The organism is Streptomyces sp. NPDC048461 (assembly GCF_055587105.1).
In genome coordinates, this window is sequence record NZ_JBVJGW010000008.1 from 254,339 (window position 1) to 274,545 (window position 20,207).

Here is a 20,207-nt window from a genome sequence, read left to right on the forward strand (position 1 = left end):
GTGGGGAGCGGGACAATCCCCATGAGGCCTGTCCACCGGCGTGTCCATCGACTACCCCGCCCCGGACTGGACAGACGGTGTTCCGGACTGCGGTCGGCGGGCCTAGGCTGACAGCCTCCCGACGCGTTCGTTGTGGACGTGATGGACGGCTGTCGAAGGGACGGGCCGGTAGCCCCATGACGCGGTACGACAGCGCGGCCGCGCTGGAGGAAGGGTTCTTCGCCGATCTCAAGCGCGTGGAACACCTCCGCCGGCACCTGCCAGTGGGCGTGCGCCCGTCCCTGCGAGACCTCGCCGCACGCGTGGGCCGCTCGCACAACACCATCGACAACTGGCTGACCGGCAGGGCGTTCCCCGCCGACGTGGACGTCCTGGCCGGTGTGATCGCCGGCATCGGGCAAGCAGCCGCCCGCGGCGGCGTCGCCGACCGTGACGTGGCACTGCTCGATCCGCAGCAGTGGCGGCAGCGCCACATGGCGGTCAACCGGGCGCGCGTCCGGGAGGCCGAACACGCGCGGAGGAGCCACCAGGCAGCCGCCGACCTGGCCGCCGCCGAGGCCACGGCTCGACGCGGTGCTCTGAGCGACCCTCCCCAGCGCCTGGAACGTTGGACAGCGGCCCGGTTGGGCGTCCATCCGTCGATCTCCGGCATCAGCTCGCCCTCCACCGGCTTCGTCCTCCCCTCCTACGTCGAGCGCCCCCACGACCAGCAGTTGCGCGAAGCACTACGGACCGCGGCCTCCGGCCGGGAGGCAGTGCTGGTCGTGGTGCGCGGCGGCTCGTGCACGGGCAAGACCCGCGCAGCGTACGAAGCAGTACGTCACGTCAGCGCCTTGGCCGACTGGGAACTCTTCTTCCCCCGCACCCCGGCAAGTGCACTGGAGACGATGGCCGCCCGCGCACTCTCCCCCCGCACGGTCCTGTGGCTCGACGACGCGCACCAGCTCCTGACCGGCCGGGAGGGCGAAGCGCTCGCCGCCGCCCTGCTCTCGCGTCTGACCCAGCCCGGCCCGGCCATCATCATGGCCACCCTGTGGGACACCGCCTTCACCGCCGTGACCGCGCCGCCGCCCCAACGCGCCTTCGGGAGCGGGGACCCGCACCGCCATGCCCGTACTCTCCTGACGGGTGCCACAGCCGTCGTACGCGTCCCCTCCTCCTTCGGCGTGGATGACCTGCGGGTGCTCGACACCCGCGGTGACGACCCCGCGCTCACGGCCGCCGGCCGCTCCTCCCGGGACGGGAAGATCACCCAGACCCTGGCAGCCGGCCTCCAGCTCGTGGACCGTTACGAATCCGCCGACGCTCCCCCCGCCTGCTACGCGCACGCCCTGCTCACGGCCGCCATGGACGCCTACCGGATGGGTTGGGACACTCCCCTGCCCCACGGTTTCCTCCAGGACGCGGCTCCCGGTTACCTGAGCGACGAGCAGCGCACGACAGCCGGCCCCGATTGGTTCTCCCTTGCCCTCGCCGACGCCCGTGCCCCCGTCCAGCACGTTGCCGCGGCCCTGGAACCCGTCCCCCACACCAGCGGTATGGGGGCGCAGCGCGGCGTCTCGCGCCTGTCCGACTACCTCGATGCCCACGGCCGCGTCACCCGGGCACGCGTCCGCCCGCCCCGGTCGTTCTGGACCGCCGCGGCCCACCACGCCGAGGGCGCAGGCCCTCTGGCCCGGCTGAGCCGGGAAGCCGAAGCGCTGGGCCTCACCGACGACGCCGATCACCTGGCCCGGCTCGCCGCCCGTGCGGGCGACTCCGGGGTTTACGCCGCGCTGGCCGAGACACGCGAGAGGGCCGGTGACTTCCAGGGAGCCGAACGGATGGCCCATCTGGCGGTGGATGCCGGAGACGCGCACTGCTGTGCCGCTCTGGCCTGGATGCGGGAGCGAGCAGGAGACGCCCGGGGCGCGGAGCGACTGGCCCGGCTCGCCGCCGGGGCGGGAAATCCGGACGCGCTCCGCAGCCTGACCGAAACGCGGGAGCGAGCGGGGGACCTCCGCGGCGCCGAGCGGCTGGCCCGGCTGTCCACCGGCGCCGGGGACCAGGGCGCCCTTCGCAGACTGGGCCGGAGCCGTGAACGGGCCGAGGACGTCGACGGCGCCGCGCGCATGTACGGTCTGGCCGCCGAGGCGGGTGACTGGCGCGCCTACAACGCCCTGGCCAGGTTGCAGGAGCGGACGGGTGACCGCCAAGGTGCCGAGGACACGGCCCGCCGGGCCGCCGACGCCGGAAGCCCACGCTGCTATGCCGCACTGGCCTGGATGCGGGAGCGGGCGGGGGACCTCCGGGGCGCCGAGCAACTGGCCCGCCTGGCCGTCGAGGCCGGAGACCGGCGTGCCCTCCGGGAGCTGGCCGAGCTGCGGGAGCGGCTCGGGAGCCGCCGGGGACGCCCGGGCCTCGCGTAGCGCGTCCACGGTCTGTCCACACCCGGACACCGCGGGCACGGTGTCCGGGGTGCGGGGGTCGCCGCGCGCGGCCTCGCGGCCCTGGCCGTGCGGCTGCTGACGGTGGATCGATGCCCTTGCCCGGTCCCCGGCCGGGGGCCGCGGCGGCGCACCGCCCGCGCCCGCGAGGCCGTCCAGCGCTTCCTCGCCTGACCGCTGCCGACCCGCGGCTCCGGCCCCGGCCCCGACCCCCGCCACCTCTTGCGAGACGCTTCCTAGCTCGTCGTGAAGTAGCCCAGCAGGTCGGTGATCACGTGGTTGGCGCCGCCGTGGCTGTTGTAGATGCTGACCTTCCCGCCGGGTCCGACCGGGGTCGTGACGTGGTTCGGGACCGTCACGCCGGGCAGGGTGTTGAGGCTGCTGGCGTCCGAGCGGGTACCGCCGAAGGCGTACGCGGTCAGGAAGCCCGGGCCGGTCGTGTCGGTCGCGGTGATGTTCAGGACCGCGCCGACCGCGTTCGCCGGGAGGCCGGCGACCGTGGTGGTGGCGCCCGGGGCGACCTTGCCGGTCGTACGGGTGTCGGCGAGCCGCTTCGGGACGACCGGTGTGAACAGCGCCTTGCCGTCCTTGCCGTAGTAGCCGACCGCGTCCAGGACCAGGTGCGTCGAGCCGGTGTTGGTGAAGAGGGTGATCGTGCCGTTCGGGCCGACCGGGACGATCGCCTGGTTGGACTTGTCCCTGCCCGGCTCCACGTTCAGGTTCGACGTCGCCGGACGCTTCGCCGCATCCGGGTACGCGACCACGTGGGCGGGCTGGGTCGCGCCCGTGCCCGTCAGGTTCAGGGCGACGGCCTTCGCGTCGGCCGGAATGCCGTTGACGCCCGCCACCTTCACCGTGCGGGTCGCACCGCCGCCCAGCGCACCACCGGTCGTACGGGTGTCCAGGACCCGGGTCGGCGCGATCGGGGAGAAGCGGTCGCCGATGTTGGGCTGGTAGTAGCCCACGAAGTCGACGATCAGCTCGGCCTTGCCGGAGTTCAGCTGCGCCTGGATCGATCCCAGCCCACCGGCCGGGACCGTGACCGTGTTGGACGAGGTGCCGCCCGCGCGGACGTTCACGTTCGAGGTCGACGGACGCGGCTGGCCCGACGGCCACACGGTGAGGTGGGTGTCCTCCGTGGCGCCGGTGACGGTCACGTTGACGACCGCCGAAGCCAGGCCGGACGACAGGGGGTGGGCCGGTACTCTCCCGCCCACCGGCAGGGTCACGTCCACCGGACGGCCGGACACGACCGGGACGCCGTCGGTGCGCGAGTCCTTGAGGCGGAACGGTTCCGTGGCGACGTATCCGGACGGGGCGTATGCGACCTTCACGGTCCGGACGGCCGTGGACTTCGCGCCCTTGGAGTCCTGGAGGGTCACCTTCATCGTGTAGTCGCCGGGCGACGCGTAGAAGTGCTCGAAGGAGCGCAGCTCCGTTCCGTGGGCGATGTTTCCGTCGCCGAACTCCACGTCCGTGCTCACCACCGGCCAGGGCGCCGCGGTGAGCTTCGTGGGGTCGACGACGACGGTCAGCGGGGGGACCCCCATGACGTGCGGGTCCGACCCGGTGGGCAGGGGCCGGTCGACGGCGAAGGCCGCGCTCAGCGGGGCGGCCGGGGTCGCCTTGACCGGCGGGCTCTGGTTCGAGACCGACTCGCCGATGCCGTTGACGGCCCGCACCTTCACCACGTAGTCGCCCGGTACGGCGTACGCGTGCTCGGCGCTGGTGTTCCTGGTGACGACCGGGGCGGACCCGTCGCCGAAGTCGAAGTGGTACGTGAGGGCCGCGGGCCATCGGCTGTCCGCCACGGCCGACGCCTTCACGGGCGTACCGACCGGCGCCCAGGACTCCCCGACCGCCAGCGTGACGCCGCGCAGGAGGTCGTGGGCCTCGGTGGGCCCCCGGTCCATGAACCCGCCGTCCCTGCCGGTGTTGGGCACGTTCGGGTCGTCCGCCGCCGGCTTGTCGCCGGCCGTCGGAAGGGCTCCCGGCACCGTCGCGTCGCCCGAGTCGACCATGGGCGAACCCTCGCGGTCCTCGATCGGGTTGAAGATCTCGTGCGCGCCCTGGCCGCTGCCGGCCCGGAACTCCGACAGCGTCCGGTAGCCGGTACCGGCCCAGCTGTACGGAACCAGCGCGCCGGACGCGTCCCCCTCGATCAGGTTGTAGTCGACGCGGGTGCCGCCGGACACGGCGCCCTGCGCCACCGTGATGCCGAGGCGCGGGTCGGGGGACTTACAGGTCAAGCTGTTGGCTCCGGCGTAGACCACGTTGTTGGCGACCGTCGTACCGGTCGACGACCCGCCGACCGAAATGGCCGTCGCACAGCGGGCCTGCACGTCGTTGTTGGTGAGGACCGTGCCGGGCGCGTCCACCACCTCGATCGCCGTCCGCCGCTGGTTGTAGGTCGAGTTGCGGCTCAGCAGCGTGCGCTGTGCGCCGCCCTCGACCCGGACGCCGTTCAGGATGGTCCCGCGGACGGCCACGTCCGTGCTCGCCCTGCCGATGGTGAGGCCGATGGGCTCGCCGGTGCTCCCGTAACTGGCGTGGAGCCCCTCCAGGGCCACGTCGTGCGAGTCCTCGACGCGGAGGCCCTTCGTCACGTTCAGCCCGCGGACCACCACGTGTGAGGCACCGTCGATGACCAGGGAACCGTCCAGGACCGCCGAGCCCGTGGGGGCCTTGCCCGCTCCCACGACGAAGGCGATCGGCTTGCCCGGTTCGCCGGACCGGTCGATGGTCACGGCGCCGTTGAAGGTCAGGCCCGGAGCGATCCGCACGGTCTGACCCGGCTGGACCACCTTCGCGGCGGCCTGGATCGAGCAGAACGGAACGGACTGCGTACCGGGGCCACTGTCGGAGCAGCGGGAATCCGGACCACCCGTCACGAAGAGGTTGGCCGGGGTCTCGGCGGCGGTGGCGGCGGCGCCTACCGGTATGCCGAGAGCGGTGACGAGGCCTGCGGTCAGCAGGACCGTCGTACGAGTGGGACGCACCAGGGGATTCCTTCGGAGATGAGACGGAATGCGCTCCGGGCGGGTACGGCGCCGCACGACTGGTGAATGTCCTGGACCCCCCAGTGACAGTCGGGCGCACGAAACCCGCAGAAACGCTTGGTCATCATCCATGGCGGGATTTCGCCGGTCAACTGCCCGCCCGGAAGGGACCGGGCCGGGAAGGGGAATCGCGAGCGGCCCCGGTGCTCCGCGAGGAGCCCCGGGGCCGCGCTGTGGGGTACCGGCCCCGACCGTCATGCCGGAGGCGGCGCCGCCGGCCGGGGTGCCGCACCGGCCCTCCCGCAGGCCCGCCGGTCAGGGGGCGTCGATGAGCACCCGGCCGTCGGTCGGCACGATTGCCGCGAGCCCGTTCGCGTACGCGTTCTGCACGCGGGACCGCTCGGTCGCGTTGGGCACCGGGTTGGTGCAGGCCGTCCCGGCACTGGACCCGGACATCAGCTGGGAGCACGGCCCGGGCTTGGTGTCCGGGAGGCCCAGGCTGTGGCCCAGCTCGTGCGCGGCGATGCGCGTCTTGTCGTACCCCTGGCTGACGGCCTGCGAGCCGAGTTCGACTCGCACCTGTCGCCCGGGACGGACCGGCCCGAGGGTGGCCTGCGGCCATCCCGTGGTGGCCACGATGACGATCTCGGCCCGGACCCCGGGCGCGGCCTCCACCAGTCGAACGTTACTGACGTTCGCGTTCCAGGAAGCGACCCCGGCCGTGATGGCCGCTTCCCAGCCGACGGCCCGGCTGTCGTCGTATCGGAGCGTCACCACCGCTGCGGCGGCGTCCGGTACGGGCGCGGGTGCCGCGGTGGCGGCGGTTGCCGCGGCGAGAACCATTGCCGCGGCGGATGTGCCGACTTTCAGCCAGGTGCCCAGAGACATGGTCGTCTTCTTTCATGCGTGGGGGGACCCGGCCCCTCGGCGGAAACCGGGGCACCGGAGACGCCGCCACCGCCCGTCTGTGGCCCGCGCGTTCGGACAGCGCCTCTCCGGAGCCCTAAGAAGGTAGCCCCGCCCCCGGCCAACCCGTCATGCACCTGCCAGCCAATTCCGGCAGGTTCTCCAGCCGATGCCCGGTCAGCGGGCGCCACCGTCCGCGGGCCGGCGCGACCGCGTTCGGCGAGCGGGCTGCGGACGGCCGTCTCGGCGCAGCCATGCGGCTTCGGGACGGCCCGGCAGGTGGAGGACGGCCTCCAGGAGGCGGTCCGCCCCGCGGTCACAGCTTGTACACGCCGCGCCAGGTCCACCCCGCCCCGACCACGGTGGAGCGCAGGGGGTTCTTGAGGTCCCGCGAGTCGAAACTGAACGTCTCGACCCTGCGCGTTCGTCCGTCGGGCCCCTTTTCGAGGGTCCACTCCTTCTGGACCCCGCGGATCGGCCCGCGCCCGCGCGCACGTCCCACGGTCCGACCGGGCGGGGGGCCCGCGCGTGTCACCTCGTACTGCTCGTCCACGGCCCGGACTTCGCGCTCGCGCGGGTTCAGGGACATCCACACCTTCAGTGTCCTCTCGACCTGACTGCGGGTGGCTCCGGAACCCGAGGCGGGCTCGAGGAACGTCCATTCCGCCAGCAGGTCCGCTCCACCCGTCCCCGTCCCCGTCCCCGTCTCGCGGATGCTGAACGGCACGCCGGTGTCGGCCAGTTCGAGGAGCGCGACCCGCAGCTCCTGGGTCGAAACGGCCGCGATGCCCGCGTCGGCACGGCGAGTACCCATCCACTTGTCCCACAGCCGGCCCACCGCTACGCCACCCTTCCGCTGTCCGCGCGCACACTCCACAGGAACTCCCGGGACTCGCCCGGCACGGCATCGTGCTGGGCTGCCGTCGCGGTCAGGGCCGACCGGATCACCGCACGCCTGCGCGGAATGCCGCCCGTGACGGTGATGTCGGCGACGAACGGGGCGTCCCGCTCGGGATGCACAGCAGCGAACGCTGCACCGGGGTCACGGCCCTCCAACCGGGCCGGAAACCAGGACTCGGGCAGACGGAAATCCATCGGGACCGGCAATGACGTGGGCATTCAAGGCCTCCTTCCACGGAGCAGTACACCAGTTCCCCCACCCGGTCGACGAAGTCGCCGGCAGCGCCCTGGACGTTGGAAGGCTACCGGTGGCCTCCTCGCCCGGACGGGGCCGTAGGGTGCTCCCCTGGATCACCGAGGGGGAGGAAGCAGCACGTGGGGCAGTGGGAGAGCGCAGACGTACGCACGGCGGGACGGCCACTTCGGAGGGCGGCCGTGGTGACGATGTCCGTGGGCACTGCGGGGTTGCTCCTGGGGCTCCTTCACGCCGCTTCCGGGTACGGCTACGCCTACGCGGACGCCATGGCCGACGACTTGATGGCGCCGGCACACCCACAGGGCGAGTTCTTCTACGCCGAGGCCGTCGACAGCAGTGCGGTGCGCCACGGGGACGTCATCGTCTTCGCCCCGGCCTACATCGGCACGGAGGGGATATCAGTCGTCTCCCGGGTCGTCGCGCTACCCGGACAGACCCTCGCCTACAAGGCCGGCGACGGTCACGTGACGCTCGACGGCACGGCAGTCGAGGACTCGCACACCGACCATGCCGTCGTGAGCGGCGGCTCGGACGACTTCGAGGTAAGGGTGCCCGAGGGCCGGCTCGTCGTCTTCCCGGACAGCGGCACAGAACCCCTCAGCCAACAGTTCGAACCTGCGGAAGGCGGCGATTCCTCCTCCGCACCCGGGACCGACCTTCTCTCGGCGGTGCGCTTCCGCGTCGTCGGTACGGAGTCCGACCCCACAGCCGTCATGCTGGCCAACAAGGCCGTCACCTACGGCAGCCTGCTCCTGATACCCGCGAGCTGGGCGATGGCCTTCGCCTCGCGCCTCGCGCGCAGGCGGGCCGAGGCGGCAGTCGTATACCCCTGGAGCTGATCCCGACAGGAACACGGGCAGCCGTCCACCGGGCACGGCGCACGGGCGGGCCCCTCGTCGCCGACACCACCACCCTGCGCACCGCCAAGGACGACGAAATTGGCGCGCCAGTACCCGGCGGCGACGCGGCGCGCCCGGAGTACCCGTGGCCCAGCCGGCGCGTACCGGACGGGCGCTGCAAGGGTCGGAACACCAGCACCGGCCGGGACGGGGCGCGTCGTTGTGAGTGTCGGGTCAGCGGGGAGTCAGGGCGCGGCTGTGGGGGTGGCCGCGGAGGGTGATGTTGTGGTCGGTGACGGCCGAGAGGTCACCGGACATGCGGGCCCGTCGGCGCTGCTCGTCGGCTTCGGTACAGAGCTCGCATCCGGAAGAGGGGGTGGGAGTCCGCCAGTCGTGGTCGGGCAGATCGATCGGCGCTGGCTGCACGCTGTTGTGGTCCATGAACCTCTCCTTCGCCGGCCCCCCTTCGGCAAGCTACCGCCGGTAACGGATCTGACGGAGTGTGATGTGCGAAATCGGCCACATCTAAGGCCGAGTTCCGCAAATGGCTAGACCCGCCAGGGCGGAAGGCGCGCCCGAGCCGCGCCTTCGTGGCCAGGTCCCTGTTTAGCGCGCAACTGTCTGGCCGGTTACCCCGTCACGGGACTGCCCGACGGTGTCGAAATCCTCGGCGCACCCGCGCCTTTCCCGCTGCCCGTTCGTCCCCTCGGCCGACTGGGCCATCAGGCCGAGGTGGGCGGTGGTGCCGGTGGCTTCCAGGACGCGGGCCACGACGGGCTGGAACGGGCCGCTGAGGTGGAAGCCCGCTCCCGCACGGGCCGCCTCGCCCTTCGCCCACAACAGGGCGCCCAGGCCGGAGCAGTCGCAGAACGAGACGCCGCTGATGTCGATGCGCAGCAGGGCGGGTCGGCCCTCCAGGCACTCGCGGACCGCGTCGCGTACGGCCGGGCCGCTCGCCACGTCGAGTTCGCCGGTGAGGTGGATCAGGCCGTAACGGCCGGCGAGGACCACCGTACGGGTGGACCGCCGAGGAGGCAGGAGACCGCCCGGCTGCCGCGGGACCTCTAACGCGCGACTCATCGCCTCTCCCCTCATCAGGCCGCTGCCGTGGGGTTCGCCGATCCGGAGGAGCGGCGGTACTCGGCGTTGATGCGCTGAGCCTCCTCGAGCTGGTCTTCGAGGATGACGATGCGGCAGGCGGCCTCGACGGGGGTGCCGTGGTCGACGAGCTCGCGGGCGCGGGCGGCGATGCGCAGCTGGTAGCGGGAGTAGCGGCGGTGGCCTCCGGCAGAGCGGAGCGGGGTGATCAGACGGGCTTCGCCGATCGCGCGCAGGAAGCTCTGGGTGGTGCCGAGCATCTCGGCGGCCCGGCCCATCGTGTAGGCGGGGAAGTCATCGTCGTCGAGACGGCTGAAGGAGTCGTCTGCGGTCATTTCACCTCTCTGTGGAACATGCGGAGGGGCCCGGGCGCCTGATGGCACCCGGGCCCCGAAGGAACTGCTACACCATCTGCCGGCCCTGGAACTGCGCCGGCCTTCTGTGTCCGCCTACCCGACCTGATCTCTGTCGGGGGTGCGGGGATCGCGGTTGCTCGACCGGAGACCACCTCACTATCGATGTCCTGCGGTACCCGGACTCAGACCTCGGCCCGGGCGATCCTGATGGCGCCCAATCCCTCCGTTCATCCCTCGGATGATCAACTGCTTACCACGGGGAACTGCAGATACTGCTGTTGATGCAAACTGCTCGCGGCCTGACCGAGCGCCACGCTTCCGACAGCCAGCCCCGTTGCCCATCCTGCGTCTGCTCTGGCTTGGAACCCCACTGCCGAACCTCCCGGTGCGCGCGTCCGCAGCCCGACGCCTTCACCGAGGTACTGCCCACTGACTTCACTGCTGGTACTGCACCACTGCGTCAACTGCGGTACTGCCTACGGCGGCCCCTGATCACTGCGGGCCACCCGGTCCGGTGACCAGTCCCGTCGCCGACCTGCACAAACCTGGCTTCGACACTCCACCACCGCACCGCACCACTGAACTGCAACAACCTGTACTACTACTACTGCCCGGCAGTTCGTCTCTGCCGAGCCCCTCTTGACTGGGCTACGAGAGAAACCATAACCACACCACCACCCAATGTCTACTCCGGCCGTCACAGGTTTTCGCGCGAGATCCAGTGAGGAAATCGAACGTCACCGGGCACAAGCGCACCCGGGGGCCGTCGGCGGCGGAAGGAGGGCGGGGGCGACGGGGCGCAGGGCGGGCCGAGCCGCAGGCCAGAGGCCCCGGGGCCGGGATGTCGCAGCGGGTATCGGGGCGCGCGCGGGCGGCTACCGTCATAGGAGCGACAACAACCGCGGGGGGACATCATGAACGAGCGCAAGCACCCGACACAGCGATCCTCACCCGCCGGCGCTCCGGCCGGACTGGTGCGCCTCTTCGGTGAGCTGGACCTGGACACGGGCCGCGCCGCCGAGCTGGATGCGGCCCTGCAGCGGGCGGTCACCGACCCCGACGGCCCCCGCGAGATCACGGCCGACGTCAGCGGTCTCGCGTTCTGCCACTCCACCGGCCTCAACATCCTCCTGCGCGCCCAACTCGCGGCCCTCGCCCACGGCCACACCCTCCGCCTCCAAGGGCCGACCCCCCAACTCCTCAGACTCCTCCAACGCACCGGAGCCCTCACCCTCTTCACCCTCGACCCCCCGCCCCCGGCAACCGCCTGACCCCACCCCGCCGGCCGCAGCCGGCGGCCGACGAGTTGGAGGACACCGCGCAGTTGTTCGGCCTACCAGCCCGGGGCCGTCCTGGCCCCGTACGGACCAGCAACGGAGGCCGGCCTCCGGCAGATCATCGCTGTAGCGCTCCGGGAGAGCTGCTTCAAGGACGATGGCCGCCAGGTGAACGACCTGATCGTGGAACTGACCGACGTCGATCACCTCGGCCTCGTACTGTATTCAGATCTTCATTCAAGGGAGTCTCCATGCGTCCGCTGTTACTCCGTCTGGCCGTCGTTCTTTCCTTGGTTCCCCTTGCTGCTTGCAGCGGCAGCTCGTCCTCCAGCAGTCCGGGTTCACCCGTGAGTACGCCTCCGGCCGTCAACGAACCGACCCTTTCCGCGGATGACCAGGTCAAGCTCGTCGCGTGGTTCGAGGACAGTCGTCACAAGCAGGGAATGGGCGTCCTCGACCGCGACCTCGGCAGGCTCAAGCGCAGCCTCGCCATCGACCCCGGCACCCCTGCCGACTTCAGAAACGTCCATTCGTCCTGCAGCGACCTTGACCACGACCTCACCATCATCAAGGACTTCGAGCCCATTCCCGACCCGCCCACCCAGGCGCTGTGGTCCTCGGCGCTCACGAACCTGCGGCAGGGCGCAACCGAGTGCCTCACCGGTTCCACCGCCAACGATGCCGCCCAGGTCACCAAGGCCAAGACCGCTCTGACGAAGGGCGACACCGACTACTCGGCTGTTGTGGCCCGGCTGGGCAGGGCCCTCGGCGTGGCCCCGACCCCCACGCCCGGCTGATGCACCCTCCCTCGGCTGTTCCGGGCGCCACACCCTCCCCCCGTGCCCGGTGCCGGGCGGCGGCGGCGGCGTTCAGCGCTTCCTGTCTTCGGCGCAGGCCGGGGACTCAGGCAGCGAACGGGTTGCTGTGGCCGGGCAACTGCTGACCCGGGCGCAGGAACCGGTGGCCGCCCTGCTCGTCGCGCACCACGAGGAACCCGGCGTCCGTCAGCCGCCGTGCGATCTTCTCGCGGCGGATCGCGCCCACCTTGAACGCCACGGTGAAGAGCAGTGCGACCGCCCCGCCGGAGGCGACCGCTTCGATCGGCGACCTGTCGATGAGGAGGAGGCCGGTCAGGGCCGCGCAGGCGAGGTAGCCCTTGATCTTCTGGCTCCGGTCGGCGACGTACAGGGCCATGACGTCGAAGGTGATGAGGTCCTTCAGCACGGCCACGGCACCGACCGCTTCGGGCAGCGGCTTCAGCGAGCCCTGCTCCAGACCCGGCACCGTCCCGCCGTTGCCCGCCCGGGGATGGGCGGTGACGGTGGCCGCCTCGCGGACGCGCGCGCCGGGGTGCGGGTCGCGGTACATCCGCACCTGGACGAGCGAGTTCTTGAAACCGGTCCGGTACGCCATGCCGTACGTGTAGCCGTACTGCTCCGCCACGTGCGCCAGGGCGGCCGCCTTCGACGTGGTGCCCTGAGGGGCGATCTCGACGACGTCCTGCTGACGGGCGATCTGCTGGAGCATCCCCGCCATGTGACGTTCCACGGACATGCTGCTCCCCGCCCCCTGGGACCCCGGGCCCGGGGTCGACCGGCGCACAGCATAGAGGGTGCGCCGCCGATCGGAACACGCGCGGGCCGCCTTGCCGGTCCGGATGTCCGGCCGGAAAGCGCGCTCCGGGTGGGGCGGAGGGCCGTAGCGGGCAGACTGGTCGGGAAGGCATGGGGGTGCGAGCGTGGGGGCGTGCAGGATGGGCACACAGGGGCGCGTGGCGGTGCTTCGGTGACGGAGTATCACATCAAGCATCTCCCGACCGGGACCCTGCCCGAAGACGGGGTCGGCACCTGGTCGGTGACCCGGAACGGTGTCACCTCCCGGTCCGTGTCCGGAAGCGCCGTCGCCACCTGGGCCGTGGCCGACGCCGAACGGTGGCGGAAGGCGGCGGTCCCGACCGTCCTGTCCCCGTTCGTGGGCGGCTGGGTCCTGGCCGTCCTGGTCGCGGCGGCGTACGTCCTGCTGTTCGGGCTCCGGTCCGTCCCGTCCGCGGCCTGGCACAGCGGGCCCGGGGACGGAACGGACTGGCTCAGGTATCCGGGTCTCGTCCTGCTGACGGCCCTGCCGCTCTGGTACCGGTACGTTCCGGTCACGGCCGTCGCGGCGGCCGTGTACGTCGCCGGGGAAGCGGTTCTGACCCTGACCGGGTCCGATGGCGTGGACGATCCGGCGAGGGCCGGGTGGCTGGCCGTCCTCGCCGCCTGCACCATCGCGTTCGCAGGAGGCTGTCTGCGGCTGCGGGCCCGACGCCGGCAGCGCGCCCGGGCCCTCGCCGCTGCGAACAAGCGCCGCTTCCCGCTCCCCCACGGCACCCCGGAATCGGACGGACACCGCGGATACCAGCAGGTCTACCTCGGCCTGGCGCTCTGCCTGGTCGCCGCGGTCATCCTCACCGAGGGCCTGTTGGGGGGACCGACCGCGTCCGGCGTCGCGTACGACGCCGTCGGACAACAGCGCATCGGGCTGGTGCTCCTCGTGGCCGGTACGACCTTCCACGGCCGGGGCCGGCTCGCCTACCGGGCGGCCCGGCGCTTGCACGGGGAGCCGCAGCCGGCCCTGGTCGTCGGCGTGCGCGCCGGGGTGGACGGGCGCCACTGGGTGTGCGCGGACGCCCGCACCCGCTCCGCAGCGCCCCTGATCGCGTACGTCCCCCGCAAGAGCGACACCCGCGCCAGGACGCGGCTTCTGGGCAGTGGCTCGGCGTACGGAGTGGGGAACGGGCACCACGACATCGATCCCGAGCACGAGCCCTTCGAGGCGGTTCTGTACGGCACCCTCGCGGAGGGCGACGAAGTCGTCCTCGAATACGCCTGTGCCGAGTACCACCGCCGCCAGGAGATGGGGCGGATATACGCGACCGTGACCGCTGCCCCGCTCCGCCCGGACCGCCGCCACGGGCTGGGCCCGTGGAAACCGGCGGACGGCCCTGCCCGCCAGCGTGAACGGCTCCGCGAGTTCCAGGAGCGCGCCGAGCGCGACCGGCAGGCGCAGCGCGAGGCGGAGGAACGTCGCAGGAACCCACCGCGCGGCTCCTCGCCCCGAGAGCGCGGGAGGGACTCGGGCAACCGGTACGACGGGGGCGGCTGCGGCTCCGGTTGCGGGTCGAGCTGCGGATCGGGCTGCGGGGGCGACTGAACCCCGGCCGGCGCCACCGCGGAGAAGGAACCGGTCCACGGACGGCTGCCCGGCGAACGGTACGGGCCGCGGCGTGCCGGCCGGTCTCTCAGGCTGCCGGTCCGCTCGACCCGTCCGTGGTGGTGGCGGCGGTGGCGGAGTCCTCGGTGGAGTAGCGCCGCAGGAGTTCCCGTTCGGCGTCCCGGTGCGGGTACTTGAAGAAGATCAGCAGTGCACCGAGGGCGATCGCGGCCAGGCCGACGGTGTACGCCCAGTCGTCGCCGTGGAGGAACGACCTGCGTGCTGCCGCCACGATCTGGTCGGCGTACTCGGGGTGCTGCTGGGCGACCTGCCGGGCGGAGGCGTACGACTTCGTCAGCTCGCTCTGGACCTGGTCCGACACGTTCTTGCTCTCGGGGGAAGCGGCGATCGACGCGTTGAAGGCCGAGGCGTAACCGGCGATGAGGAGCACGCCCATGACGGACTGCATGATGGCGCCGCCGAGGTCCCGTTGGAGGTCCGCGGTGCCCGAGGCCATGCCGGCCCGCCGTACGGGCACCGATCCGGTCAGCGAATGGGATGCGGGCGTGCCGGCGAAGCCTGAGCCGATGCCGATGAACACGTAGGCGATGCCGATCTGCCAGTAGCTGCTGCCCTCGCCCCAGAACAGCAGCATCCAGGCGAAGGCCAGGAAGAGGAACACGTAGCCGACCAGCAGGGTGGTGCGGGCACCGTGCGTCTCGACGAGCTTCGCGGACCGTGGCGCCACGAGCACCATCATCACGGCGAGCGGGAGGATGGCGGCGCCGGCTTCGACGGCGTCGTACTCGAGCACGTTCTGCAGGTACTGCTGGCTGATGAACGCCGACCCCATCATGGAGCCGAACACGATGATTCCTGCGCACGCGGCGACCCAGAACGTGCGCCGGCGGGCGATGTGGAGGTCGTACAGCGGGTTGGGAGCGCGCCGCTGACGCCAGAGGAACGCGGCGCCGGCGGCGAGGGCGACCACGAGGAGGCCGACGGCCAGCGGCCCCTGGTGGGGGACGACGGCGAAGTTGATCCCCAGCACCAGTCCCGCGATCAGGAGGACGGACAGGATGCCGCCGAGGTTGTCCACCGGTTCGGTCGACTCGTTGGCGTGCGCGGGGACGAACAACAGGGCCATGACCAGCGCGACCACGGCGAGGGGCAGGGTGACCAGGAAGACCGACCCCCAGTAGAAGTGCTGGAGCAGCGCGCCCGCGATCACCGGCCCGAGCATCGAGATGCCGCCGCCCAGGGCCGACCACAGCGCGATCGGCTTCGTCCGTTCCGGCCCCGCCCACAGGGCGGTGATCAGTGCGAGGGTGGTCGGATAGGCCATGCCGGCCGAGAGCCCGCCGAGGATCCGGGCCAGCACGAGGACGGTGTCGTTCGGCGCGTACGCGGCGAGCAGGCAGGCGGGAATGGACAGGGCGATGCCGAGGAGCAGCAGCAGCTTGCGCCCGTGGCGGTCGCCGACCGCGCCCAGATAGAGCACCGATGCGGCCAGGCCGAGGGAGTACCCGACGGCGACCATGTTCAGTGCGGTCTGGGAGGAGTCGAAGGCCTTCCCGATCGCGGGCAGCGCCACGTTGGCCACCGACAGGTTCAGGTTGGCCACCGCGGCGACGGTGATCAGGGACGCCAGGACGAGCGGCGCCCGCGCCGGGGACGCGGGTGAGACGTCGATGCGAGGCGCGCCGCTCTTCGACATGGGACCTCCGGGGCGAAATGGGGCTTCACGAGAGTCTTGCCTGAACCGCCGTGCCGCACATCGCCCCATTGGGATGACACGTCCGCCGTCGCCGGCGTGGTCCGCCCGGCGCCGCCGGCTCCCGTTCGCGGTCGGTTCCGCACAGCCGGGCACCGCGCTCGCCGTGTCCGGTTCCGGGGCGGGTGCCCTTGTCCGGGGTACGGGGACCGGCTGCCCCGCCGCCCCGCTGCCCCGCTGCCCCGCTGCCCCGCTGCCCCGCTGCCCCGCTGCATGGTGTTCAGACCATCGCGAGCCGGTCCACCAGCAGTTCCACCCGCGGCTCGATGTCCTCGGGAGGCAGGCGTCCCGCCCGGGTCAACGTCGCCAGTCCGTGCAGGGACGCCCAGAACACCTCGGTGAACAGTCCCGGATGGACACCGTCCCCGGCGACCTCGCCGAGACTCTCCAGCAGGGCGGCGAAGGCGTCCTTGAGGGGTTCCGGGGTGTCCTCCTCCGCGAAGGCCAGGCCGCCGTCGAGCTGGAACAAGGCGTCGTAGACCGCCGGGTTGCGGGCGGCGAAGTCGAGGTAGGTGCGGGCGAGGGCGGTGACCCGGTCCCGCGGGCCGTCCGCAGCGGAGGCTGCTGCCCGCACGGCCGCGGCCATCTCGGTGGCGCCCTGGAGGGCGACGGCGCCGATGATCTCGCGTTTGCCGCGGAAGTGGCTGTAGAGGACGGGCTGGCTGTACTCGATGCGTTCGGCGAGCCGGCGGGTGGTGACTGCGTCCCAGCCCTGCTGCTCGGCGAGTTCACGGGCCGTTGCCACGATGAGGCGCTCGCGCTCCGCCCGTTCGCGCTGCTTGCGTTCCTGTACCGACATGAATGGAATCCTAGCATCGCTAGACAATCGAGCGGCAGCAGGGCTAGCGTTGCCTCATCAGCTAGCAACGCTAGATATCAGGAGGGGTCACCATGCTCGATGCACTTGAGGTCGTCACCACCGTGCTCGTCGGACTGATGGTGGGGGTGGAGTTCTCCGTCGCCTTCATCATCAACCCGATCCTCGGCGCGCTCCCCGAAGACAGCGGCCAGCTCGGCCGCAGCCACGGGGGCCGCATGCTCGGCGCCGTGATGCCGGTCTGGTACATCGGCTCGCTCGCCCTCGTCGCGGTCTGGGCCGTCGCCGAATGGCACCATGGCGCCGGTCTCGTCGTCAGCGCCGGCGCGCTGCTGCTCCTCAGCGTGATCATGTCGCTCCTGCTGCTCGTCCCGATCAACAACCAGAGCAAGACGTGGACCCCCGAGAACCGGCCCGAGGACTGGAAGGAGCAGACGCGACGCTGGGACCGCTTCCACTACGCCCGGGTCGCCGTCATCATCGCCGCCTTCACCCTGCTCGTCGTCGCCCTCACCTGAGCCCGCCGGGCCCGCGCCGACGGACGCCGTTGTTCCGGGCGGCCCGGGGGCTTGGCTCAGAGGCGCCCGTAGATCGGCGCGGCGGAGGCCGCCGGGATACCGGTTCCGCTCACCTCGAAGGCTCCGTCCGATCCCGCAACCCCTCACCACTTCCTGTCAGTCGGGGATGCGCAGGCCGTTCAGGATCAGGTCGGCGACGTGCCGGGCGTGCGTGCGGATCGCCGCGGCGGAGTCCGGGGGGTGGCCGAGTCGGGCGCTGAGTGCGGGGTTGGCCCAGGGGGCGGTACCGCCCGCGGTGATCATGAAGTAGACCGTGGGCAGGGGAACGTCCCTCAGGATGCCGTCCTCGACGAGCTGCGCGTACAACGGTGCGAAGCGCGTGATGGTGGGTTCGATGTGGCGGCTCCACAGATGGGCGACGCGGTCGGAGTCGTGGGTGGTCTCGGAGCTGACCAGGCGCAGCAGGTCCGGTTGGTGTGCCGCGGCCTCGACGAAGGCGGTGATCATCCCGTGCAGCCGGTCGAACGGCGGGCCCGCCGGGTCCTCGGTGTCGAGCGCCTCGGTCAGGCGTGCGCAGGCGTCGTCGACGGCGGCTTTCCACAGGGCCTGTTTCGAGCCGTACCGCTTGGTCAGCATGTTGTGGCTGACGTTCAACTCGGCGTTGAGGGAACGCAGCGAAACGCCCTCGAATCCGTGGCGGGAGAAGGCGGTGAGAGCGGCGTGGAGGACTTCCGCCTCGGGGACCAGGCGCCGTGTCCTGTGGTCGGCGTCGGCTCGGGCATGCGTCATGACGGTCAGGCTATCCGGCGGCATCACGGGGTGGTCGAGCCGTCCGGCGCCGAGCGGGGGGTCACCGGGCGGATGCGTGGCCGTCCAGCGAGCGGATGTAGGCGCGGGTGAGATCGATGTTCGCGGCGATGACGGCGGCTCTGCGTCCGGGCCGGGTCTGCCAGCGGTGGCCGAGGCCGACGGCGGGGTGGAGAGCGGTCAAGGCGGGCGGGATCAGTCGTGCGCAGGCATGGGCAGGGGGGTCGGCGTGGAATCGGGTGATCAACGCGCGGAGGAGGGGGCGGCCCAGAGCGGCGGGAAGTGCCGTCTGGACGCGCAGGGCTTCGGCGACGGCCTCGACGGTGTGCCGGGTGAGGGCATCGGCCTCGGGGGCGGGCGGCGGACGGTGCGGTGCCGCGAGTTGCCGGTGGACGTCGGAGGCCGCGGCCGGGCCGGTCACGTGCTCGACGAGGTGGGGTTCGATGCCCAGCAGGTGAGCGATGTGCTGCCAGTACCGGTACAGCCCTTCGAGCTCCGCCTCGGTCCAGGTGTAGCCGAGCACTGCCTCGGCGCGGAACGAGGTGTGGGTGAAGGCGAGCCATGTACGCAGCAGATCCGCCTGGTTGACGGGCAGACCGTGCGTCGCCGGGTCGTAGCCGTTGTCCAGGGCGGCGAGACGGGCGCGGGCATGCACCAGACGTATCCGGGCCGTGGCGACGTAGCCGGCTTGCCCGGGGCGCAGACTGCCCGGCAGAAGTGCGGAGTTGACCCACAGGCCCGTCGCGTCCAGGCGGGTGCCGGCCGTTTCCACGAGGGATCCGGTGGCGGTCAGGGCTGCTGCGATCGAGGGAGTCCGGTAGACCTCGACCAGTGAGCCGGCCGAGAGCGCTATCGCGTGCACCCATCCCGGGTGGGTGAACCACGCCTTCGATCCGGACGTGACGACGTACGGGTCGAGGTGCGCGGGCGGATGCTCCAGGTCGTGAAGGAAGGCGGCCAGGACCGGTGTGGGGCGGGCCAGGGCCCGCGAGCCGCGGGTGAGACCGCGGTGCAGATCGTGGTGGGCCTGCTTTCCTCCGTGCCGTAACTCCCCCACCAGTTCGTCCGCCAGGCGGTCCGCCACGCCGGTCGCCCGCCTCGCCCAATACGGGATCCGGCCCTGCCGGTCTCGGTTTTCGGTCATGACAAACCCACCCCCTCGCTAGTTGACGACTGTCAACTCGGCGAGTGTGGGGCACCCGCATCGGAGAGACAAGAGGACGCACAACCCCTCCGGCGATCGACACGGCACAACACGACCCGGCCGGACACCTTGCGCACCCCCGCCTCGACGTCCTAGGCGCAGGTCGGGGGTGGAGGGGCGGCCACGCGCACCTCGGGCTCGGCCCGGACGTGCCCCGCGCGGGCGCCCCCGCCCAACGCACGGTGACCGCCAGACTCCTCCCCCGTCCGGGGGAGGGAGTCGGTACGAGCGGAGGAGGTGGCCCGGCCGGCGCTCACCGCAGGATGAACCCATGCCCCGATCCCCCACTAAGCACCTGGCCGCAGCCCTCACCGCCTGCCTCGGCGCCCTCGCGTACACCGTCAGCAAGGTGGACCTGGCGAGCAAGGGCGAGCTGGGCATGCCGGGCTTCCCCGCGCCGGCCGAGGCCTACGCCGCCGTCGCCGACGTCCGGACCGCCCAATTGGCCAACGCGGCCCTCGGCCTGCTCATGGCCGTCGTCGCGCTGCTCCTGGCGCGTCTGCCGCGGGCCCCGCTCGTCCGATGGCCGGCGCTCGTCGTGTCCTGGGCGGGCATCGCCATGGTGGGAGCGGGCGTCCTCGGCTTCGGCGCACGCGCGGCGGGGGTGGCACCGAGCCTGGGTGCCACCCCACCCCAGATGCCCACCGCCCTCGCGGCCTTGCTCGTCGGCGCCGCGTGGGTGGCGGCCTGGACCATCGCCACCGTCTCCGCCACCCGCAACGGCCGCGGGCAGCACGCCGCCGACGCCGATGCCCTCCGAGGGTGAGCTCCGTGAGCGCCAGGCGGGACGTTAGGGCCGGTCAACGAAGCGGAAGAGCAGCGGAGACGGCGGCCGGCC

General features: G+C 71.9%; 19 protein-coding genes. 7 read left to right on the forward strand and 12 right to left on the reverse strand.

The window, feature by feature from the left end; genetic code table 11:
- The first annotated feature begins 176 nt into the window (after positions 1-176).
- Positions 177-2,408, forward strand: a complete 2,232-nt coding sequence (locus tag ACZ6S8_RS16935) for a tetratricopeptide repeat protein (RefSeq protein WP_469456423.1) — start codon at positions 177-179, stop codon at positions 2,406-2,408.
- Between the two features lie 254 nt (positions 2,409-2,662).
- Here the strand turns inward: ACZ6S8_RS16935 and ACZ6S8_RS16940 are convergent, their stop codons facing one another.
- From ACZ6S8_RS16940 to ACZ6S8_RS16955, 4 genes are all read right to left on the reverse strand, one after another.
- Positions 2,663-5,425, reverse strand: a complete 2,763-nt coding sequence (locus ACZ6S8_RS16940) for a PKD domain-containing protein (protein ID WP_469456426.1) — start codon at positions 5,423-5,425, stop codon at positions 2,663-2,665.
- A gap of 315 nt (positions 5,426-5,740) precedes the next feature.
- Positions 5,741-6,313 (reverse strand): snapalysin family zinc-dependent metalloprotease, encoded by a 573-nt coding sequence (locus ACZ6S8_RS16945; RefSeq protein WP_469456428.1) that lies wholly within the window; start codon positions 6,311-6,313, stop codon positions 5,741-5,743.
- A 334-nt stretch (positions 6,314-6,647) separates the two neighbouring features.
- The gene (locus ACZ6S8_RS16950; RefSeq protein WP_469456430.1) at positions 6,648-7,145 is read right to left on the reverse strand and encodes a hypothetical protein; all 498 of its coding nucleotides are present in this window, start codon (positions 7,143-7,145) and stop codon (positions 6,648-6,650) included.
- 26 nt (positions 7,146-7,171) lie between these two features.
- Positions 7,172-7,450, reverse strand: a complete 279-nt coding sequence (locus ACZ6S8_RS16955) for a hypothetical protein (protein WP_469456431.1) — start codon at positions 7,448-7,450, stop codon at positions 7,172-7,174.
- 225 nt (positions 7,451-7,675) lie between these two features.
- Here ACZ6S8_RS16955 and ACZ6S8_RS16960 point away from each other — a divergent pair, with 225 nt between their 5' ends.
- Positions 7,676-8,326: a S26 family signal peptidase gene (locus tag ACZ6S8_RS16960; protein WP_469456522.1), complete on the forward strand. Its 651-nt coding sequence runs from the start codon at positions 7,676-7,678 to the stop codon at positions 8,324-8,326.
- Between the two features lie 234 nt (positions 8,327-8,560).
- On the opposite strand, the gene ACZ6S8_RS16965 is transcribed toward ACZ6S8_RS16960, so the two are convergent.
- The 3 genes from ACZ6S8_RS16965 to ACZ6S8_RS16975 all read right to left on the reverse strand — a co-directional run bounded on the left by ACZ6S8_RS16965 (position 8,561) and on the right by ACZ6S8_RS16975 (position 9,759).
- Entirely contained in the window at positions 8,561-8,767 is a 207-nt protein-coding gene (locus ACZ6S8_RS16965; RefSeq protein ID WP_469456433.1) for a hypothetical protein, read from the reverse strand.
- Positions 8,768-8,932: 165 nt separating this feature from the next.
- Positions 8,933-9,406 (reverse strand): STAS domain-containing protein, encoded by a 474-nt coding sequence (locus ACZ6S8_RS16970; protein ID WP_469456435.1) that lies wholly within the window; start codon positions 9,404-9,406, stop codon positions 8,933-8,935.
- A 14-nt stretch (positions 9,407-9,420) separates the two neighbouring features.
- Complete coding sequence (locus ACZ6S8_RS16975) at positions 9,421-9,759, reverse strand: MerR family transcriptional regulator (RefSeq protein WP_469456437.1); 339 nt, start codon at positions 9,757-9,759, stop codon at positions 9,421-9,423.
- 935 nt (positions 9,760-10,694) lie between these two features.
- On the opposite strand from ACZ6S8_RS16975, the gene ACZ6S8_RS16980 reads away from it, so the two are divergent.
- Both ACZ6S8_RS16980 and ACZ6S8_RS16985 read left to right on the forward strand, forming a co-directional pair.
- Positions 10,695-11,051, forward strand: coding sequence for an STAS domain-containing protein (locus tag ACZ6S8_RS16980; RefSeq protein ID WP_469456439.1), 357 nt, complete (start codon positions 10,695-10,697; stop codon positions 11,049-11,051).
- 353 nt (positions 11,052-11,404) lie between these two features.
- Positions 11,405-11,854 carry a hypothetical protein gene (locus ACZ6S8_RS16985; protein ID WP_469456441.1) on the forward strand — a complete coding sequence of 150 codons (450 nt, stop codon included), beginning with the start codon at positions 11,405-11,407 and terminating at the stop codon, positions 11,852-11,854.
- A gap of 106 nt (positions 11,855-11,960) precedes the next feature.
- On the opposite strand, the gene ACZ6S8_RS16990 is transcribed toward ACZ6S8_RS16985, so the two are convergent.
- Positions 11,961-12,611, reverse strand: a complete 651-nt coding sequence (locus ACZ6S8_RS16990; RefSeq protein WP_469456443.1) for a hypothetical protein — start codon at positions 12,609-12,611, stop codon at positions 11,961-11,963.
- 231 nt (positions 12,612-12,842) lie between these two features.
- On the opposite strand from ACZ6S8_RS16990, the gene ACZ6S8_RS16995 reads away from it, so the two are divergent.
- The gene (locus tag ACZ6S8_RS16995) at positions 12,843-14,249 is read left to right on the forward strand and encodes a hypothetical protein (protein ID WP_469456445.1); all 1,407 of its coding nucleotides are present in this window, start codon (positions 12,843-12,845) and stop codon (positions 14,247-14,249) included.
- Positions 14,250-14,337: 88 nt separating this feature from the next.
- Here ACZ6S8_RS16995 and ACZ6S8_RS17000 read toward each other — a convergent pair whose 3' ends face one another.
- Together ACZ6S8_RS17000 and ACZ6S8_RS17005 are read right to left on the reverse strand one after the other, a co-directional pair.
- The gene (locus ACZ6S8_RS17000; protein ID WP_469456447.1) at positions 14,338-15,966 is read right to left on the reverse strand and encodes an MFS transporter; all 1,629 of its coding nucleotides are present in this window, start codon (positions 15,964-15,966) and stop codon (positions 14,338-14,340) included.
- A 277-nt stretch (positions 15,967-16,243) separates the two neighbouring features.
- On the reverse strand, positions 16,244-16,822 hold the full coding sequence (locus ACZ6S8_RS17005; protein ID WP_469456449.1) for a TetR/AcrR family transcriptional regulator: 579 nt from the start codon (positions 16,820-16,822) through the stop codon (positions 16,244-16,246).
- 92 nt (positions 16,823-16,914) lie between these two features.
- On the opposite strand from ACZ6S8_RS17005, the gene ACZ6S8_RS17010 reads away from it, so the two are divergent.
- The gene (locus ACZ6S8_RS17010; protein ID WP_469456451.1) at positions 16,915-17,358 is read left to right on the forward strand and encodes an anthrone oxygenase family protein; all 444 of its coding nucleotides are present in this window, start codon (positions 16,915-16,917) and stop codon (positions 17,356-17,358) included.
- 156 nt (positions 17,359-17,514) lie between these two features.
- Here ACZ6S8_RS17010 and ACZ6S8_RS17015 read toward each other — a convergent pair whose 3' ends face one another.
- Together ACZ6S8_RS17015 and ACZ6S8_RS17020 are read right to left on the reverse strand one after the other, a co-directional pair.
- A complete protein-coding gene (locus ACZ6S8_RS17015) occupies positions 17,515-18,147 on the reverse strand; it encodes a TetR/AcrR family transcriptional regulator (RefSeq protein WP_469456453.1) in 633 nt (210 codons plus the stop codon).
- 61 nt (positions 18,148-18,208) lie between these two features.
- Entirely contained in the window at positions 18,209-19,309 is a 1,101-nt protein-coding gene (locus ACZ6S8_RS17020) for an oxygenase MpaB family protein (protein ID WP_469456455.1), read from the reverse strand.
- Between the two features lie 331 nt (positions 19,310-19,640).
- Here ACZ6S8_RS17020 and ACZ6S8_RS17025 point away from each other — a divergent pair, with 331 nt between their 5' ends.
- Entirely contained in the window at positions 19,641-20,135 is a 495-nt protein-coding gene (locus ACZ6S8_RS17025; RefSeq protein ID WP_469456457.1) for a hypothetical protein, read from the forward strand.
- Positions 20,136-20,207: the final 72 nt, after the last annotated feature.

Bases quoted from the DNA above. Each gene is read 5' to 3' on its own strand.
- ACZ6S8_RS16960 (WP_469456522.1), top strand. From the start codon at position 7,676: ATGTCCGTGGGCACTGCGGGGTTGCTCCTGGGGCTCCTTCACGCCGCT.
- ACZ6S8_RS16950 (WP_469456430.1), bottom strand. From the start codon at position 7,145: ATGGGTACTCGCCGTGCCGACGCGGGCATCGCGGCCGTTTCGACCCAG.
- ACZ6S8_RS17005 (WP_469456449.1), bottom strand. From the start codon at position 16,822: ATGTCGGTACAGGAACGCAAGCAGCGCGAACGGGCGGAGCGCGAGCGC.
- ACZ6S8_RS17020 (WP_469456455.1), bottom strand. From the start codon at position 19,309: ATGACCGAAAACCGAGACCGGCAGGGCCGGATCCCGTATTGGGCGAGG.
- ACZ6S8_RS16935 (WP_469456423.1), top strand. From the start codon at position 177: ATGACGCGGTACGACAGCGCGGCCGCGCTGGAGGAAGGGTTCTTCGCC.
- ACZ6S8_RS16955 (WP_469456431.1), bottom strand. From the start codon at position 7,450: ATGCCCACGTCATTGCCGGTCCCGATGGATTTCCGTCTGCCCGAGTCC.
- ACZ6S8_RS16970 (WP_469456435.1), bottom strand. From the start codon at position 9,406: ATGAGTCGCGCGTTAGAGGTCCCGCGGCAGCCGGGCGGTCTCCTGCCT.
- ACZ6S8_RS16980 (WP_469456439.1), top strand. From the start codon at position 10,695: ATGAACGAGCGCAAGCACCCGACACAGCGATCCTCACCCGCCGGCGCT.
- ACZ6S8_RS17015 (WP_469456453.1), bottom strand. From the start codon at position 18,147: ATGACGCATGCCCGAGCCGACGCCGACCACAGGACACGGCGCCTGGTC.
- ACZ6S8_RS17000 (WP_469456447.1), bottom strand. From the start codon at position 15,966: ATGTCGAAGAGCGGCGCGCCTCGCATCGACGTCTCACCCGCGTCCCCG.
- ACZ6S8_RS16965 (WP_469456433.1), bottom strand. From the start codon at position 8,767: ATGGACCACAACAGCGTGCAGCCAGCGCCGATCGATCTGCCCGACCAC.
- ACZ6S8_RS17010 (WP_469456451.1), top strand. From the start codon at position 16,915: ATGCTCGATGCACTTGAGGTCGTCACCACCGTGCTCGTCGGACTGATG.
- ACZ6S8_RS16990 (WP_469456443.1), bottom strand. From the start codon at position 12,611: ATGTCCGTGGAACGTCACATGGCGGGGATGCTCCAGCAGATCGCCCGT.
- ACZ6S8_RS16945 (WP_469456428.1), bottom strand. From the start codon at position 6,313: ATGTCTCTGGGCACCTGGCTGAAAGTCGGCACATCCGCCGCGGCAATG.
- ACZ6S8_RS16975 (WP_469456437.1), bottom strand. From the start codon at position 9,759: ATGACCGCAGACGACTCCTTCAGCCGTCTCGACGACGATGACTTCCCC.
- ACZ6S8_RS17025 (WP_469456457.1), top strand. From the start codon at position 19,641: ATGCCCCGATCCCCCACTAAGCACCTGGCCGCAGCCCTCACCGCCTGC.